This window comes from Streptomyces griseoviridis (genome assembly GCF_005222485.1).
Lineage (GTDB): Bacteria > Actinomycetota > Actinomycetes > Streptomycetales > Streptomycetaceae > Streptomyces > Streptomyces hintoniae.
This window is the reverse complement of the sequence record NZ_CP029078.1, coordinates 5957360-5973926: the sequence shown is the minus strand read 5'-3', so window position 1 is coordinate 5973926 and position 16567 is coordinate 5957360. Positions and strand designations below refer to the sequence as shown.

The following is a 16567-nucleotide window of genomic DNA, read 5'->3' as shown; positions in this document are numbered from 1 at the left end:
GAAGCGGCTCAGCCTCCTCCGCCGGGAACACCCACGGGTCCTCGGTTCACTCCGGCCGGGCGGTTCAGCCCAGACCGAGGCGCTCGGCCGCCGTCGCCGCGTCGACCGGGACGGTCACCGGCTGCGGGGCGCCGGCCACGGCCCAGTCGGGGTCCTTGAGGCCGTTGCCGGTCACGGTGCAGACGATGCGCTGGCCCGGGTCGACCTTGCCCTGCTCGGCGGCCTTCAGCAGACCGGCGACCGACGCGGCCGACGCGGGCTCCACGAAGACGCCCTCCTGCGCGGCCAACAGCCGGTAGGCGCGCAGGATCTCACGGTCCGTCACCTCGTCGATGTGGCCGCCCGACTCGTCCCGCGCGGCCAGCGCGTACTGCCAGGAGGCGGGGTTGCCGATGCGGATCGCGGTGGCGATCGTCGAGGGGTCCTTGACGATCTCGCCGCGCACGAGCGGGGCGCTGCCGCTGGCCTGGTAGCCCCACATCCGGGGGGTCTTGGTCGCGACACCGTCGGCCGCGTACTCCCGGTAGCCCTTCCAGTAGGCGGTGATGTTGCCCGCGTTGCCGACCGGCAGGACGTGGATGTCGGGGGCGTCACCGAGCATGTCGACGATCTCGAAGGCCGCCGTCTTCTGCCCCTCGATGCGCACCGGGTTCACCGAATTGACCAGCGCCACCGGGTAGTTGTCGCTGAGCGAGCGGGCCAGCGTGAGGCAGTCGTCGAAGTTGCCGTCGACCTGGAGGATCTTCGCGCCGTGCACGAGGGCCTGGCCCATCTTGCCGAGCGCGATCTTGCCCTGCGGGACGAGCACCGCGCAGACCATCTGGGCCCGCACCGCGTACGCGGCGGCGCTCGCCGACGTGTTGCCGGTGGAGGCGCAGATGACGGCCTTCGCGCCCTCCTCCTTGGCCCGGGTGATGGCCATCGTCATCCCGCGGTCCTTGAAGGAGCCGGTCGGGTTGGCGCCCTCCACCTTGAGGTGGACCTCGCAGCCGGTGCGCTCGGAGAGCACCTGCGCGGGCACGAGCGGCGTACCGCCCTCGCGGAGCGTCACGACCGGCGTGCTGTCGGAGACGGGCAGCCGGTCCCGGTACTCCTCGATGATTCCGCGCCACTGGTGGGTCATTGCTCGTTACTCCCCTTCAACCCGCATGATGCTGGCGACACCCCGCACGGTGTCGAGCTTGCGCAGCGCCTCGACGGTCCCGGTGAGGGAGGCGTCGGACGCGCGGTGGGTGACGACGACGAGCGATGCCTCGCCGTCCTTGCCCTTCTGCCGAACGGTGTCGATCGACACCCCGTGCTCCGCGAAGACGGTGGCCACCTGCGCCAGGACGCCCGGTTTGTCGGCGACGTCGAGGCTGATGTGGTAGCGGGTGACGACGTCGCCCATGGGCGACACGGTCAGGGCCGCGTAGGCCGACTCGCCCGGTCCCGTCGCGCCGTTGAGACGGTTGCGGCACACGGCGACGAGGTCGCCGAGCACGGCGGACGCGGTCGGGGCGCCACCGGCGCCCGGACCGTAGAACATCAGCTGGCCCGCCGCGTCGGACTCGACGAAGACGGCGTTGTACGCGCCGCGCACGGAGGCGAGCGGGTGGGTCAGCGGGATCATGGCGGGGTGCACCCGCGCGGTGACGGAGCCGCCGTCGGCCGCCCGCTCGCAGATGGCGAGGAGCTTGATGGTGCAGCCCATGTTCCTGGCGGAGGCGAAGTCGGCGGCGGTCACCTCCGTCATGCCCTCGCGGTAGACGTCGTCGAGGCGCACCCGGGTGTGGAAGGCGATCCCGGCGAGGATGGCGGCCTTGGCGGCGGCGTCGAACCCTTCGACGTCGGCGGTCGGGTCGGCCTCCGCGTAGCCGAGCGCGGTGGCCTCGTCGAGGGCCTCCTGGTAGCCGGCGCCGGTGGAGTCCATCTTGTCGAGAATGAAGTTGGTGGTGCCGTTGACGATGCCGAGGACCCGGTTCACCTTGTCGCCCGCGAGGGACTCGCGCAGCGGGCGGATCAGCGGGATGGCACCGGCGACGGCGGCCTCGTAGTAGAGGTCCCGGCCGTGCTCGCCCGCCGCCGCGTGCAGGGCCGCGCCGTCCTGGGCGAGCAGCGCCTTGTTGGCGGAGACGACGGAGGCGCCGTGCTCGAAGGCGGTGGTGATGAGGGAGCGGGCGGGCTCGATGCCGCCGATGACCTCGACGACGACGTCGATGTCGCCGCGTTTGACGAGCGCGGTGGCGTCGGTGGTGACCAGCTCGGGCGGGATGCCCTCACGCGCCTTGCCCGGCCGCCGCACGGCGACCCCGGCCAGCTCGATCGGGGCGCCGATCCTGGCGGCGAGGTCGGCGGCGTGCGTCGTCATGATGCGCGCCACCTCTGAGCCGACCACTCCACAGCCCAGCAGCGCCACTTTCAGCGGACGCGTACGCATCATCCGACCTCGTTTCCTCATACCGTCTACGGTGGGACCAGTCTCACTCACCGGACGGGACTTTCTGCGCCGGGTCCGGATTGTGAGACGTTTATTCCATTTTGCCGCGACCCCTGGACCGCAGATCTTCCGCCTGGGCCGGTCGGCCCCGGCCGCTCAGCCGACGTCGAGCCGCAGCAGGTCCTCCTCGGTCTCCCGGCGGACGACGACCCGGGCCTCGCCGTCGCGGACGGCGACGACCGGCGGGCGCAGCACATGGTTGTAGTTGCTGGCCATGGAGCGGCAGTAGGCGCCGGTCGCCGGTACCGCGAGCAGGTCGCCGGGGGCCAGATCGGCGGGCAGGAACGCGTCCTTCACCACGATGTCACCGCTCTCGCAGTGCTTGCCGACGACCCGGGCGAGCATCGGCCCGGCGTCGCTGGTCCGCGAGACCAGGGCGACGCTGTACTCGGCGTCGTAGAGCGCGGTGCGGATGTTGTCGGACATGCCGCCGTCGACGGAGACGTAGGTGCGCAGCCCGTCGAGGTGCTTGGTGGTGCCCACCCGGTACAGCGTGAAGGCGGTGGGGCCGACGATGGCGCGTCCGGGCTCGACGGAGATCCGGGGCGTGCGCAGCCGCGCGGCCTCGCAGGCCCGGCCGACGATCTCGGTCAGCGCCTTGGCGATCTCGTGCGGCTCGCGGGGGTCGTCGTCGCTGGTGTAGGCGATGCCGAGGCCGCCGCCGAGGTCGATCTCGGGCAGTTCGACGCCGTGCTCGTCACGGACGTCCTTGAGCAGCCCGACGACGCGCTGCGCGGCGACCTCGAAGCCGGACATGTCGAAGATCTGGGAGCCGATGTGGGAGTGGATGCCGATCAGTTCCAGCCCGTCGAGCTGGAGGGCCCTGCGGACGGCCTCGGCGGCCTGCCCGCCGGCCAGCGGGATCCCGAACTTCTGGTCCTCGTGGGCGGTGGCGATGAACTCGTGGGTGTGCGCCTCGACGCCGACGGTGATCCGGATCTGCACCGGCTGCCGCTTGCCGAGGGACTGCGCGATGTGCGCGACCCGCACGATCTCCTGGAAGGAGTCGAGCACGATCCGTCCGACACCGGCCCGCACGGCGCGCTCGATCTCGTCGACGGACTTGTTGTTGCCGTGGAAGGCGATCCGGTCGGCGGGCATCCCGGCGGAGAGCGCGGTAGCCAGCTCCCCGCCCGAGCAGACGTCGAGATTCAGCCCTTCTTCGTGCAGCCAGCGCACGACGGCCCGGGACAGGAACGCCTTGCCCGCGTAGAAGACGTCGGCGTCGGGCCCGAACGCGGTCCGCCAGGCCCGCGCGCGGGCCCGGAAGTCGTCCTCGTCCATGATGTAGGCGGGCGTGCCGAACTCCTCGGCGAGCGCCTGCACGGAGACCCCGCCGACGGTGACGACACCGTCCGCGTCCCGCCCCACGGTCTGCGACCACACCTTGGCGTCGAGGGAGTTGAGGTCGGCGGGCGGCGCGGAGTAGTGCCCCTCGGGCAGGACATCGGCGTGCCGGGGACCGGCGGGGTGTGCGGAACGGCTCATGACAGGACTCTCTGGCTCTCTGCGGAATCTCTGGGCGCACGTGGCTCACGGCGGTGTGAGGGCGTCATGGGTGACTCAGAGGTGGTCGGGTGCGTCGATGCCGAGCAGGGACAGGCCACCGGCCAGCACCGCCCCGACGGCTTCGGCGAGCGCGAGCCGGGCACGGTGGGCGGCCGAGGGTTTCTCGTCGCCGCGGGGCAGCACCGTGACGAGAAAGGGGAGCGCGGCATCGGCGACGGCGACGAGATGCCGGGTGAGCCGGTCGGGGGCGCGGGTCTCGGCGGCGCGACGCAGCACCCGGGGGTGGTCGGCGAGCACGGCGAGCAGAGCGGCGTCGGCGACCCCGGTGGCGCCGGGGCGCGGGGCGAGCCCCAGCTCCGAGCCGTTGCGCAGGACGGCACGGGCACGGGCGTGCGCGTACCGGACCCGGAAGAGGGGGTTGCTCTCCCGCTGGACGAGATGATCACCGGTGAGCCGGACGGCATCGTGCGGCGCGGGATGCAACAACGCCCACCGCCCGGCGTCGATCCCGAGGAAGAGGGGATCACCGGAACAGGGCCGAGGCTGAAGGGAACACGGAGGGCTGGAGAGAGCGCCGAGGTCCGGGGTGTCTGAGCCTGCCGCTCCATACCCATCGACGCGAACGCCCCACTGGTCAGCGAGCGAGGGCGCGACCGAGGAATCGAGACACCGGGTGCGAACGACCACCCCTTGGGCCCGCAGAAGCCGGGCGACGACGTCCATGACGACGAGGGAACGGACGTCGCCGGGACTGTGCAGTGGGAGGGGGAGGGGGGCGGGGGAAGCGGGAGGACCGCTTCGGAAGCCCTGGGAGCCCTGGGGGACGTCGACGAACCCGTACCGGGTCCCGCGGCGCAGGATGTCGTGGACCAGGTCGACGGAGACGGTGTCCCGGAGCCGGATGTTGAGGAACCCGGGCCCGGTGACGAGGACGTCGTCGATGCCGTCGAGCCCGATGAGCCGGGGCCGGAGGATCTCGGCGACCCGCAGCGCGGGCTGCCCGGCGGGCCGGGCGAGCTGGAGAGCGACGTTGGTGGCGTAGTCCCCCCACCCGCCACCCCCGGGGGTCGTGACGACGACCCGCTCGGGAGGCTCGACGCGCAGCTCCCCGTCATCGACAGCACGACGCACCGCGCGCAGCACGGTACGAGAGAGGTCGACGGAGGTCACGGCCCCAGCGTAGGGGAGGAGGGGGGTGAACACGCGAGCCAATTCCCGAAGGGTCCCGAGATGTGGACGGGGGTGCTGGGGCGAGGGCGGGGGGCGGTTGCGAGGGCCAGGGGTGAGGTCGAGCTGAGGCCCGGGGCTGAAAAGGTCGGGGGTCGGCGGGCCGGGGGTTGAAGAGTCGGAGGTTGCAGGGTGGAGGGGCTAAAGATTGGGAGGGGCTGAAGGATGGGAGGGGCTGAAGGATGGGGGTCAGCCGCCGGCGTGCCCGGCCCGCTCGGTCTCCCCCAGCTCCAGAACATCCCGCTCCAGGACGTCAGGGACTGCCCCCTCCCGACCACCCCGCTGCTCGTCTCGACCGTCCGCCCTTTGGCGCCCCTCCGGATCGTCGTGATCGTCCCGATCATCACGGTCTCCGTGCTCGCGACGATCACCGCGATCGTCTCCGTCACGCCGGCGGGAATCGACCAACCGCTTGACGAGAAGCACGAGTTCGGCGGGTTCGAAGGGCTTGGAGAGGAAGGCGTCGACGCCCACGTCGAGACCGCTGTCGACCTCGAACTGAGTGCACGCGCTGACGATCGCGAGGGGAAGATCACGGGTCCGAGGGTCGGAGCGCAGCCGAGCGGCGGTCTGCAGACCGTCCAACCGGGGCATGACGACGTCCAGGGTGACGGCATCCGGCCGCACCTGATGAACGACATCGAGACACTCGGCACCATCGGCCGCGGTCACGACCTCGAACCCCTCGAGTTCGAGATTGACCCTGATCAGCTGCCGGATGACCTTGTTGTCGTCCACAACAAGCACCCGGCCCGACGCACCTGGCACAACTCGAGAGTAGGTCGCGACGCCCCACCGCGTCCGGCTTTTCATCACTTCCACCCGTTGAGGTGGGGTGGCGACGGACGCGAGGGAAGGCGCGCGGGAGGAGGAGCGGGGGCACGGGAGGGCACGGGCGGAGCCGCCGAGCGGGAGGAGCGACGACGACTCGACGGCGCGGGCCGGCCCGCGAACGGCACCTGGCAGCACGGGAGGTACGGGACGGGAGACCCCACCGGACCAGGAAGAGAAGGTCCCGGCGACGCCGGTGAACCCGTTCATGAACACCCCTGGGAAGCTGGTAGGGTTCTACCCGTCGCCGCCAAGCAAGGCAGCGGACACGCCCCCGTAGCTCAGGGGATAGAGCAACGGCCTCCGGAGCCGTGTGCGCAGGTTCGAATCCTGCCGGGGGCACTTCACAGGAAGTGCCCAAAGACCCCGCCGTCAGCGAGTTCGCTGAGGACGGGGTCTTCGTGTTTGTGCAGCCACATGCCGCTCGAAAGGGGCGTTGCGCCCGCGGACGGGCGATCGGACGAGGTAGGGGATCTCATGGACGTGACCACTCTTGCAGTCGCGCTCATAGGCGTCGGCGGAACGCTGGGGGGAGCTCTGGGTGGGGCGCTGCTCAGTCAGCGCGTCACCCGGGAGCAGAATCGGCGTGCCGATCGTGAACGGGCAGAGGACCGCCACGACCGGGCGCAGGAAGCCCGGCGGGATCTCTACGCCCGGCTGAACACCACTGCTCGCGCCTACCGGGTCGCTGCCCGAGACGCGGTCCACGCGGCCGAGCGCGGTGAAAGCGTCGGACCAGCAGTCCTCGACGCGGCGAAGGAAGCGTGGGCAGAGCAGTACTCCTTGGCACAGATGGCGCTGCCGAAGGATGTCCACCAGATCGCCTCGACCCTCAACAGGGCGCTCGGCGTCGGGTACTCCGTCGTGAAGCAGCTGCCGAGCGGCCCGGACCGAGCCGAGGCGTACGACCGAGCCAAGGAATGGTTCAGTGGTCCTCTGTCCGACGGGGTGTATCTGCTGCGGGTCACCCTGCGCCATGACCTCGGCGTCGAGGTCCAGCCTGGCTTCGCGCACACACGTCCGCAGATGCTCTCCGCGCTCGACAGCGAGCGAAGGAGCCTTGAGCGTCTGCTCGCCTGATACACGCACACGCTGAGCCGTGTGGCGACCGCCGCGTCCCTCACGCCGTCCGCTTCTGCGGTGTTGTCCTCTTCCGCGTCGCCTTCTTCGTCGTCGCCGTCGATTTCGTCGTCGCCTTCTCGCTCGTCGTCTTCGTCGACGTCGATTTTCTTGGGGTCTGTGTCTTCTTCGTCGTTGTTCTCTTCGTCGACGTCGACTTCTTGGGGTCCGGGGTCTTCGGGGTTCGGGCGGACTTCTTCGGGGAGCGGAGGGGTTTTACCTCCGCCTCCTCCGTCCTCGTCTCCTTCGCGTCCCTCACGCTTTTCTCCAGGGCCGCCATCAGGTCGAGGACCTTGCCCGAGCGGGCGTGGTCCGGGAGGGAGCGTGGGGTGTCTCCCGTCGCCTTTGCCGCCAGGACCTCCTCCAGGGCCTCCCGGTACTCGTCGTGCAGGTCCGTCAGGTCGACCTCGCCCAGGGTGTTCATCAGGGCGTCCGCCAGGTCGAGTTCCTTGTCGTTGACCGTCACGTCGGTCTCCGGGGCCACTCCCTCGGGGGCGCGGACCTCGTCGGGCCACAGCAGGGCGTGCATCGCTATCGCGTCGTCCACCACCCTGAGCATGCCCAGGCGTTCCCTGCCGCGCAGCGCGTACTTGGCGATCGCCACCTTGTTGCTGCGTTTGAGCGCCTCCCGCAGGAGCGTGTACGGCTTCGCCGCGGCCGCGCCGCCCGCCGCGAGGTAGTACGCGGCGTCCATCTGGAGCGGGTCGATGCGGTCCGCGGGGACGAACGCCACGATCTCGATGGTCTTCGCCGTCGGCAGCGGCAGGCTCGCCAGATCGTCGTCGGTGATCGGGACGATCGTGCCGTCCGCGTCCTCGTAGCCCTTGCCGATCTCCGCCGTCGAGACCTCGCGGTCCTCCAGGTCGCAGAACTTGCGGTACTTGATCCGGCCGCCGTCCTCGGTGTGGATCTGGCGGAAGGAGATCGAGTGGCTCTCGGTCGCGTTCACCAGCTTGATCGGGATGCTGACCAGGCCGAACGAGATGGCGCCGTTCCATATGGATCTCACGTGCCCGTCCTTCGCGTGGAGGGGAGGTCGTCTCTTTTGCGTGGGATTCTTAGTTTATGTCGCCCATCACACTTGTGGCGGGGAGGCGGCTCTCCGTCAGCAACCTCGACAAGGTGCTCTATCCCGCCACCGGGTTCACCAAGGGCGAGGTACTGCACTACTACGCCGTCGTCGCCGATGTCCTGCTCCCCCATCTGCGGGACCGGCCCGTCTCCTTCCTGCGGTACCCGGACGGGCCCGGTGGGCAGGTGTTCTTCACCAAGAACGTTCCGCCGGGTACCCCCGACTGGGTCACCACCGCCGAGGTGCCGCGGTCGGAGGGGCCCGCGCGGATGGTCGTCCTCGACGGTCTGGCCGCGCTGATGTGGGCCGCCAATCTCGTCACCGAGTTCCATACGCCCCAGTGGGTGCTCGCGGAGCCCGCCGAGGCCGACCGGATCGTCTTCGACCTCGATCCGGGGGCGCCCGCGAGCGTCGTCGAGTGCTGTGCCGTCGCCCTGTGGCTGCGGGAGCGGCTGCGGGCGGACGGCATCGAGGCGTACGCCAAGACCTCGGGGGCCAAGGGGCTGCATCTGCTCGCCGGGGTGCGCGGGGCGTCGTCCGCCGAGGTCAGCGCCTATGCCAAGCGGCTCGCCCTCGAAGCGGAGCGGACCATGCCTGATCTGGTGCTGCACCGGATGACGCGGAGCCTGCGCGGCGGGAAGGTCTTCGTCGACTGGAGTCAGAACGCCGGACGCAAGACCACCGCCACCCCGTACACCCTGCGCGCCCGGGACGAGCCGACCGTCTCGGCGCCCGTCACCTGGCGGGAGGTCGAGGAGTGCCGGGACCCCGGCCGGCTCGTCCTGCGCGCCGACGACATGGCGGATCGGCTGCGCCTCCTCGGGGACCTGCTCGCCCCGCTCCTCGACCGCACCACCCACGGCGCCATTCCCGGGGCGGCTGCGTCGGAGTAGGGGCGCGGTGCGGTCTGGCGTGATCCTGCGCGCTCCGGTGCGCTGCGGTGCGCTCCGGCGTGATCCCGGTGCGATTCGGTGCGCTACCCCGAGTCCTTCGCCCACGCGTGCGCCGTCGCCCTCGCCCCCGCGGTCACACCCGTCGCCACGTTCCCCGGTCCCTCGCCATCGCGTGCAGTGCCTCCACGTCGGCCGGTTTCAGGGACGCTCCCGTTCCGGTCAGGGCGGCCTCCAGTTCGGTCTCGCGCAGGACCCGCAGGCCGCGCGGGGGCGCCGGGACCGTGAGTTCCGCCGGGTCGTGGACCGCGAGGACGGCGTGCACCTCGGCCGTCAGGGCGTGCGAGACGCGGGCCGCGTTCGCGCGGGCCCTGCGCGGCAGCGGGTGCGTGTCCCTGCGGCCCAGGGTGACCAGCGGGTCGGCGACCGTGACCCGCTGTCTGCGGGCGTACAGGGTGTGGACGGCGTAGAGGCCGCCGGGGCCGATGGCGAGGTGGTGGACGCGGTCGCCGCCGGGGAGCGTGATCGAGTGCAGGGTGCGCCAGCCGGCGCCCTCCAGGGCGTCGAGCGCCGCGCCGACCCGCTGCTCCGCCTCCAGGGCCCGGCGGCGCGGGTCGGGGCGCAGCCGGTGCGGTGCGGCCGGGTCGCGGTCCAGGGCGATCTGGAGCGCCTCGCCGGGACGGTTGGGCGCGAGGTCGTCGTCGGGGTGGAGGGAGAGCCTGACGAGTTCGGCGGCGGTGGGGACCGGGGGCGGGCCCACGGTGTAGCGGCCGGTGAGGAAGGGGCCGAGGGCGTCGAGGACGTCGTCCCGGTCGGCCTCGCTGAGGAGGTTGACCCTGGCCGCCTCCCTGTCGTACCAGGCGACGTTCCTGCCGTCGGTGAGGCAGACCCAGAGCTGTTCCCGTCCGTGCCGCCGGGCCGGTACGACCCGCAGTGCGCTCATCCATCATCACCCCCCGACCATGGGAACAGGCGGGGTGCTCCAGGGGCAAGAACCCGGTTACCTTTGAAGACGGTTGAGGTGCAGTGGGGGAGGCGTTGTTGCGTACCCGCAGGAAGCAACCCGACGTACCGGCTCCGGACGCCCCGTGGAGCGAGATCGTGCCAGGCCTGTGGATGGGCGGGCACGAGTTCAGGGGGAGTTCGGGAGAGCGGGAGTTCGCCGTCGTCCGGGACGAGTTCGATCTCGTCCTGAGTCTGTTGAGGCTGCCGGGGCACGGTCCCGATCCCGGTGTGGAGCACCATGTGTGGCCGATTCCCGACGGTCCGCTGGACGGGACGCAGCTGACCGGTGTGATGCGTCTCGCGCGGGCCGCGCAGGAGGCGCTGGACGACGGGCGCCAGGTCCTCGTCCGCTGTTACCACGGGTACAACCGCTCGGGCCTGGTCGTGGCGCACACCCTGGTCCGCGGCGGACGGTCCACGGACGACGCGATCCGGCTGATCAGGACCAGACGTTCGCCCTGGGCCCTGCACAACGACCTGTTCGTCGACTATCTGCGGGCCGGCCTGGCCACCGCCCGGCTGCTGGAGGAGCTGACCGAGTAGCGGACGAATAGGGTGTACCGGGTCACCTGTTGTTTCCGGCCACTGGAGTACCGTGCCCCGCTTCCGCCCCGCGCGCGCCGCCGCGGCCGTCGGTCTGCTCGCCGCGGCCGCGGTCGGCTGCGGTGACGCGGGCGGCCTGGAGAGCGCCGGGGCGACGCCCACCGCGACCAGTCCCGCCCGGCTGTGGCCGGATCTCGCGCCCGCGTCGAGCCCGGCCTGGAACTACGACGACGGCGCGTCCGAGGTGATACGCGGCGTCACCGCGCCAGGCGACGACGTCCGCGAGGTGGACCCGGTGGACGTCGTGCGGGCCGAGATCCGCCAGCACCCGGACGCGTACACCGGCGCGAAGGCGGCGTACCGGGAGACCACCCGGCGGATGGCCGACTGCGGCGGCGGCGCCGGGCACGGGAGGTGTCCGGTCCTCAGGCCCTACTACCGCGACCTCACCGGCGACGGGCACGAGGACCTGGCCCTCGGGTTCCGGCTGCTGCCGGGCGACCAGACCGCCGTACGCGTCTACACGTTCGAATCCGGGCGGCTGGTCCAGGTCATGTCGAACGACGACGCGATCAGCTCCGTCGAACTGACCGGGCGGTCGGTGATCATCCACGCGCCGTCGGACATCTCCGACTACGAGTACCGCTTCCAGTGGACCTGGGACCCCGAGCAGCGTCTGATGCTGCTCACCCACGACGAGATGATCCGCACCGGGCGGGAAGGGCACCGCACCGCCTCGCCGTCCGGGCGCGCGCCGTCGGCGTCGCCGTCGCCGTCCCGTCCGGCGAGCCCGCGATGAGGGTCGCGCTCCCCCAGTGGGCCGGCACGCTCGCCGCGAAGTCGGCCGTCTTCATCACGGTGATGTGCTGCGCGCTCGCCGCGCTGCTCGGCATCCTGGTGCACGTCTCGGTCACCCACCAGACCGTCGGCGAGGCCCGCGGCCTGGCGCTCTCCCGGCTGGCCGACGCGGCCGAGGCGTACGAGGCGGGCGACACCCTGGCGCCCGGCGCGGCCGTCGATCCGCCGGGGCTGCCCGCCTCGCTGCGGGCGCTCGCGGTCGGCGGGCGGCGCGGCACGCTGGTCGCCGAGGAGCACGGCAGGCCGACGATGTGGGCGGCCGGGCCCGCCGACCGGAACCGCGCCCTCGCCGTCGAGGTCGACTACGCGCAGCAGTCCCGGACCATCGCCGGGCTCGACCGCGCGATCCTCTGGTCGTCGCTGCTGGCGATCGGGGCGACGCTGCTGGTGGGGGCGTTCGCGGTGACCCGGGTGACCCGGCGGCTGCACACCACCGCCCGGGTGGCCCGGCGGATCAGCACCGGCGACCTGGACGCGCGGGTGGACGACCCGCGGGCCAAGGACCCGACGCGCCCGCAGGACGAGGTGGCCGCCGTCGCCGTCGCGCTGGACTCGATGGCGTCGTCGTTGCAGGGCAAGTTGCAGAGCGAGCAGCGGTTCACCGCGGACGTCGCGCACGAGCTGCGCACCCCGCTGACCGGGCTGCACGCGGCGGCCGAACTGCTGCCGCCCGGCCGGCCGACCGAGCTGGTGCGGGACCGGGTGGCGGCGCTGCGCACCCTCACCGAGGACCTGCTGGAGATCTCCCGCCTCGACACCGGGCGGGAGCGGCTCGACCTGGACACCGAGGCGCTGGGCGCGGTGGCCGAGCGGGTGGTGCGGGCGGCGGCCGGGACCGGCACCGGGGAGACGGAGGTCGTCGTGGTGCGGGACGCCCGGGTGGAGACGGACCGGCGGCGCCTCGAACGGGTGCTCGGCAACCTCGTCGCGAACGCGCACCGGCACGGGCGGGGGCCGGTGGTGCTGACGGTCGACGGGCCCGTCGTCACCGTGCGGGACCACGGGGACGGCTATCCCGACTACCTGATCGCGCACGGGCCGCAGCGGTTCCGCACCGAGGGCGGGGCGACGGGGCACGGGCTCGGACTGACCATCGCCCTCGGCCAGGCGGAGGTACTGGGCGCCCGCCTGGAGTTCGGCAACGCGGAGGGGGCCTCCCGGGGGGAGGGGACTTCTCAGGGGGAGGGGGCCTCTCGTGTGGAGGGGGCCTCTCCCCCGGAGGGGACCTCTCGCGCGGACGGGACTTCTCGCGCGGACGGGGCCTCTCGCGCGGTCGGGGCCGGTGGCACGGCACGGAGTGGGGGCGCGGTGGCGACCCTGACCTTGCCTTGGCTCGTGAACGGCTCCGGTGACGATGCCGATGACAGTGACGGTGACGGTGACGGTGACGGTGACGGAGACGGAGACGGTGAAGCGAACGACCGCGCGGGCACCGACGCCGGGTCCGGCACCCGCGCCGGCTCGGACCCCGCCCCCGACAGCGGCTCCGGCTCCAGGTCCGGCTCCGGGCCCCAAGCCCGCGCCGGCTCGCACCCCGCCCCACGCCCCGCCCCCAACGACCGCCGCACCTGACCGGGCGCCCCCACCCGTCACCCCGCAGACGACCTCCCCGTCGCCACGCGTCCCCGCGCGTCGGTGCCCGTCCCCGATGGCCCAGCGTGGCGCGCGGGGCTCAACAGGTGCTCCTAGTGTGGCGATCAGTCAGCTTCGCCCCTTTTCCGGAGGTGCCCCATGTCCCTGCGCTCCGCCCTCACCCGCCTCGCCATAGTCACCGCCGCCGGCGCGCTCGTCGCCTCGGCCGCCGCCGCCCCGGCCGTCGCGGACGACGACTGGGACGGCGGCGACGGCGGTCACAGCCACCACGACGGCGACCGCCCGCACCGCTACTGGGGCAGGGTGACCGCCGACGAGCTGCTGCTGCGCAGCCGTCCCGACCGGCACAGCGAGGTGATCCGGGTCGCCCACTACGGCGAGCGGGTCTCGATCGACTGCAAGACCGCCGGGCAGCGGGTCGACGACAATCCGCTCTGGTACCTCCTCACCGACGGCACCTGGGCGTGGGGCTCGGCCCGCTACATCGACAACATCGGCCCGGCGCCACGCTGGTGCTGACGCCCTGAGCCGACCAGAACGCCTCTTTGGGTAGGTTCCGGACATGACGAACGTCGGAACCACCGTGGCCGAGGCGGACCCGGCGTCGTCCGCGGTCCCGCTCCCCCGGCGCCGTGGCATCGAGTTCACCCTCATCGTGCTGGCCGTGCTGCTCTCCGTGTACGGCTACTGCGCCGTCGGCCTCGCCAAGGACGGCAACCTCCCGCCCGGCGCCGCCGGTTACGGCGCCGGGCTCGGTGTGCTCGCGCTCCTCGCGCACATCGCCGTCCGGCTGCGCGCCCCCTGCGCCGATCCGCTGCTGCTGCCGATCGGCGTGCTGCTCAACGGGCTCGGCCTGGTGCTGATCTACCGGCTCGACCTGGAGACGCCGGGCGACCGGGCCGCGCCCACCCAACTGGTGTGGTCCGCGCTCGGGGTGACCCTGTTCACGGTGGTCGTGGCGCTGCTGCGGGACCACAGGACGCTCCAGCGGTACGCCTATGTGTGCGTGGCGGCGGCGCTCGCCCTGCTCATCCTGCCGATCTTCTTCCCGGCGGTGAACGGCGCCCGGATCTGGATCAGGATCTCCGGATTCTCCATCCAGCCGGGCGAGTTCGCGAAGGTGCTGCTCGCGGTGTTCTTCGCCGCCTACCTCGCGGCCAACCGCAACGCGCTGGCCTACACGGGGCGTCGGCTCTGGTGGTTCCAACTGCCCACCGGGCGGGTGCTCGGCCCGATCGTCGCCGTCTGGCTGCTGAACATCGGGGTGCTGATCCTGGAGCGCGACCTCGGGACCTCGCTGCTGTTCTTCGGTCTCTTCGTGGTGCTGCTGTACGTGGCGACCGGCCGCACCGGCTGGATCGCGGTGGGGCTGGTGCTGGCGTCGTTCGGGGCGGTGGCCGTCGGCTGGCTCGAGCCGCATGTGCACAGCCGGGTGGAGGACTGGCTGCACCCGTTCGCGTCCATCGACGCCGGTCAGGGCCCCAACCAGCTCGCGCAGTCGCTGTTCGCGTTCGCGGCGGGCGGTGTCCTCGGCACCGGGCTCGGGCTCGGGCACTCGATCCTGATCGGCTTCGCGACCAAGTCGGACTTCATCCTGGCGACGGCGGGCGAGGAGCTGGGGTTCGCCGGGCTTTCGGCGATCTTCCTGCTCTACGGGCTGCTGGTGGAGCGCGGTTTCCGGGCCGGGCTGGCGCTGCGCGACCCGTTCGGGCGGCTGCTCGCGGTGGGGCTGGCGTCGATCGTGGCGCTCCAGGTGTTCGTGATCGCGGGCGGGGTGACCGGGCTGATCCCGCTGACGGGGATGGCGATGCCGTTCCTGGCGCAGGGCGGCTCGTCGGTCGTCACCAACTGGGCGATCGTGGCGCTGCTGATCCGGGTCAGCGACTCGGCGCGCGGCCAGGTGGACGGGGGACCGGCGCTGTGACCAAGTACATCAGGCACCCGGCGGTCCTGTGCGCGCTGCTGCTGGTCGCGCTGCTCGTCAACGCGGTCCGCGTACAGGTCTTCGCGGCCCGCGGGTTCGACGACAATCCGGCCAACCGCCGTTCCGCTATCGCCCGTTACGAGCGTCCGCGCGGTGACATCCTGGTGGGCCGGGAGCGGATCACCGGTTCCCGGGACACCGGTGAGCAGCTTCGCTACGAACGGACGTATCGCGACGGGCCGTTGTGGGCGCCGGTGACGGGGTTCTCGTCGCAGGTGTACGGGACGACGTTCCTGGAGCACGCGGCGGACCCGCTGCTGTCCGGCACCGATCCGCTGCTGACGCCGTTCCCGCTGTGGAACGAGTTGACCCGGCGGCTGACGCCCGGCGGTGATGTCGTCACGACGCTCGACGCGGCGGCGCAGCGGGCGGCGTTCAGCGGGCTGCGGGGGCGCAAGGGCGCGGTGGCCGCGGTGGACCCGTCGACGGGGCGGATCCTCGCGCTCGTGTCGACGCCGTCGTACGACCCGGCGGAGCTGTCGGGGAACGCGGCGGCGACCGGGCGGGCGTGGGCGCGGCTGAACGGGGACCCGGACAAGCCGATGCTCAACCGGGCGATCCGGCAGACGTATCCGCCGGGTTCGACGTTCAAGGTGGTGACGGCGGCGGCCGCGCTGGACGCCGGTGTGGTCACCGACCTGGACGCGCCGACCCGCTCCCCCGTGCCGTACACGCTGCCCGGCACCACGACCGCGCTGACCAACGAGGGCGACGGCTGCGAGGACGCCCCGGTGCGGGAGGCGTTCGAGTGGTCGTGCAACACGGTGTTCGCGAAGCTGGGGGTGGAGGTGGGGGTGGCCAGAATGGCGGCCACGGCGCGGGCGTTCGGGTTCAACGAGGGCGGGCTGCGGGTGCCGTTCGCGGTGGCGCGTTCCACCTTCGACACGTCGGTGGACAGGGCGCAGCTCGCGCTGTCGTCGATCGGGCAGTACAACACCCGGGCGACGCCGTTGCAGATGGCGATGGTGTCGGCGGCCGTCGCCGACGACGGGCTGCTGCGGCGGCCCTATCTGGTGGAGCGGACCACCACGGACGACGGGAACACGGTGGGGACGCCGGGGGCCCGGTCTGCGCGGCAGGTGATGAGCCCGGGGACGGCGATGCGGATGCGGGAGTTGATGGAGGACGTGGTGACCGAGGGCACCGGCGGCAACGCGGCCGTCCCGGGTGCCGTGGTCGGCGGCAAGACCGGTACCGCGCAGCACGGTGTCGGCAACTCCGGTACGCCGTACGCCTGGTTCGTGTCGTGGGCGCAGGGCGAGCGGGACGTGCGGCCGAGGGTCGCGGTGGCGGTGGTGGTGGAGGACGCGTCGGCGGTCCGCGGTGAGATCACCGGCGGCGGGGTGGCGGCGCCGATCGCGCGGGCGGTGATGGAGGCGGTGCTGAGGGCGCCGGACCGGTGAAGGGGTGGGCGGGGGCACGTAGCCGGAAAGGGGCCGGACCGGGGCGTTGGCCCC

General features: G+C 72.2%; 14 protein-coding genes, 1 tRNA gene and 1 pseudogene. 9 read left to right on the top strand and 7 right to left on the bottom strand.

Annotated features, from left to right (window positions below; genetic code table 11):
* Positions 1 to 64 precede the first annotated feature (64 nt).
* From thrC to DDJ31_RS25945, 5 genes are all read right to left on the bottom strand, one after another.
* Entirely contained in the window at positions 65 to 1123 is a 1059-nt protein-coding gene (thrC, locus tag DDJ31_RS25965) for a threonine synthase (RefSeq protein WP_127177969.1), read from the bottom strand.
* A 6-nt stretch (positions 1124 to 1129) separates the two neighbouring features.
* Positions 1130 to 2422 carry a homoserine dehydrogenase gene (locus DDJ31_RS25960; RefSeq protein WP_127177970.1) on the bottom strand — a complete coding sequence of 431 codons (1293 nt, stop codon included), beginning with the start codon at positions 2420 to 2422 and terminating at the stop codon, positions 1130 to 1132.
* Positions 2423 to 2575: 153 nt separating this feature from the next.
* The gene (lysA, locus tag DDJ31_RS25955; RefSeq protein WP_127177971.1) at positions 2576 to 3967 is read right to left on the bottom strand and encodes a diaminopimelate decarboxylase; all 1392 of its coding nucleotides are present in this window, start codon (positions 3965 to 3967) and stop codon (positions 2576 to 2578) included.
* A gap of 75 nt (positions 3968 to 4042) precedes the next feature.
* On the bottom strand, positions 4043 to 5158 hold the full coding sequence (gene nrtL, locus DDJ31_RS25950; RefSeq protein WP_127177972.1) for an ArgS-related anticodon-binding protein NrtL: 1116 nt from the start codon (positions 5156 to 5158) through the stop codon (positions 4043 to 4045).
* Positions 5159 to 5404: 246 nt separating this feature from the next.
* Positions 5405 to 6028, bottom strand: a complete 624-nt coding sequence (locus tag DDJ31_RS25945) for a response regulator (protein ID WP_240678396.1) — start codon at positions 6026 to 6028, stop codon at positions 5405 to 5407.
* Between the two features lie 288 nt (positions 6029 to 6316).
* Between DDJ31_RS25945 and DDJ31_RS25940 the strand changes: the two genes are divergently transcribed.
* Together DDJ31_RS25940 and DDJ31_RS25935 are read left to right on the top strand one after the other, a co-directional pair.
* Positions 6317 to 6388, top strand: a tRNA-Arg gene (locus DDJ31_RS25940).
* Positions 6389 to 6523: 135 nt separating this feature from the next.
* Positions 6524 to 7126: a hypothetical protein gene (locus tag DDJ31_RS25935; protein WP_240678076.1), complete on the top strand. Its 603-nt coding sequence runs from the start codon at positions 6524 to 6526 to the stop codon at positions 7124 to 7126.
* Between the two features lie 40 nt (positions 7127 to 7166).
* On the opposite strand, the gene DDJ31_RS25930 is transcribed toward DDJ31_RS25935, so the two are convergent.
* Positions 7167 to 8174 carry a Ku protein gene (locus tag DDJ31_RS25930; protein WP_127177975.1) on the bottom strand — a complete coding sequence of 336 codons (1008 nt, stop codon included), beginning with the start codon at positions 8172 to 8174 and terminating at the stop codon, positions 7167 to 7169.
* A gap of 56 nt (positions 8175 to 8230) precedes the next feature.
* Between DDJ31_RS25930 and ligD the strand changes: the two genes are divergently transcribed.
* Positions 8231 to 9130 carry a non-homologous end-joining DNA ligase gene (ligD, locus tag DDJ31_RS25925; protein WP_127177976.1) on the top strand — a complete coding sequence of 300 codons (900 nt, stop codon included), beginning with the start codon at positions 8231 to 8233 and terminating at the stop codon, positions 9128 to 9130.
* Positions 9131 to 9263: 133 nt separating this feature from the next.
* Here the strand turns inward: ligD and DDJ31_RS25920 are convergent, their stop codons facing one another.
* Entirely contained in the window at positions 9264 to 10070 is an 807-nt protein-coding gene (locus DDJ31_RS25920; RefSeq protein WP_127177977.1) for a nuclease-related domain-containing protein, read from the bottom strand.
* Positions 10071 to 10168: 98 nt separating this feature from the next.
* On the opposite strand from DDJ31_RS25920, the gene DDJ31_RS25915 reads away from it, so the two are divergent.
* The 6 genes and pseudogenes from DDJ31_RS25915 to DDJ31_RS25890 all read left to right on the top strand — a co-directional run bounded on the left by DDJ31_RS25915 (position 10169) and on the right by DDJ31_RS25890 (position 16513).
* Complete coding sequence (locus DDJ31_RS25915; protein ID WP_127177978.1) at positions 10169 to 10675, top strand: protein-tyrosine phosphatase family protein; 507 nt, start codon at positions 10169 to 10171, stop codon at positions 10673 to 10675.
* Between the two features lie 52 nt (positions 10676 to 10727).
* Positions 10728 to 11474 (top strand): hypothetical protein, encoded by a 747-nt coding sequence (locus tag DDJ31_RS25910; protein WP_127177979.1) that lies wholly within the window; start codon positions 10728 to 10730, stop codon positions 11472 to 11474.
* Positions 11471 to 12679, top strand: a pseudogene (locus DDJ31_RS25905) (histidine kinase dimerization/phospho-acceptor domain-containing protein); the annotation flags it as partial. The gene DDJ31_RS25910 and the pseudogene DDJ31_RS25905, both read left to right, overlap by 4 nt.
* 585 nt (positions 12680 to 13264) lie before the next feature.
* Positions 13265 to 13645 carry an SH3 domain-containing protein gene (locus tag DDJ31_RS25900; protein WP_127177980.1) on the top strand — a complete coding sequence of 127 codons (381 nt, stop codon included), beginning with the start codon at positions 13265 to 13267 and terminating at the stop codon, positions 13643 to 13645.
* A 43-nt stretch (positions 13646 to 13688) separates the two neighbouring features.
* Positions 13689 to 15050, top strand: a complete 1362-nt coding sequence (locus tag DDJ31_RS25895) for an FtsW/RodA/SpoVE family cell cycle protein (RefSeq protein ID WP_164784894.1) — start codon at positions 13689 to 13691, stop codon at positions 15048 to 15050.
* Positions 15047 to 16513: a penicillin-binding transpeptidase domain-containing protein gene (locus DDJ31_RS25890; RefSeq protein ID WP_127177981.1), complete on the top strand. Its 1467-nt coding sequence runs from the start codon at positions 15047 to 15049 to the stop codon at positions 16511 to 16513. Before DDJ31_RS25895 ends, DDJ31_RS25890 begins: the two co-directional genes overlap by 4 nt.
* Positions 16514 to 16567: the final 54 nt, after the last annotated feature.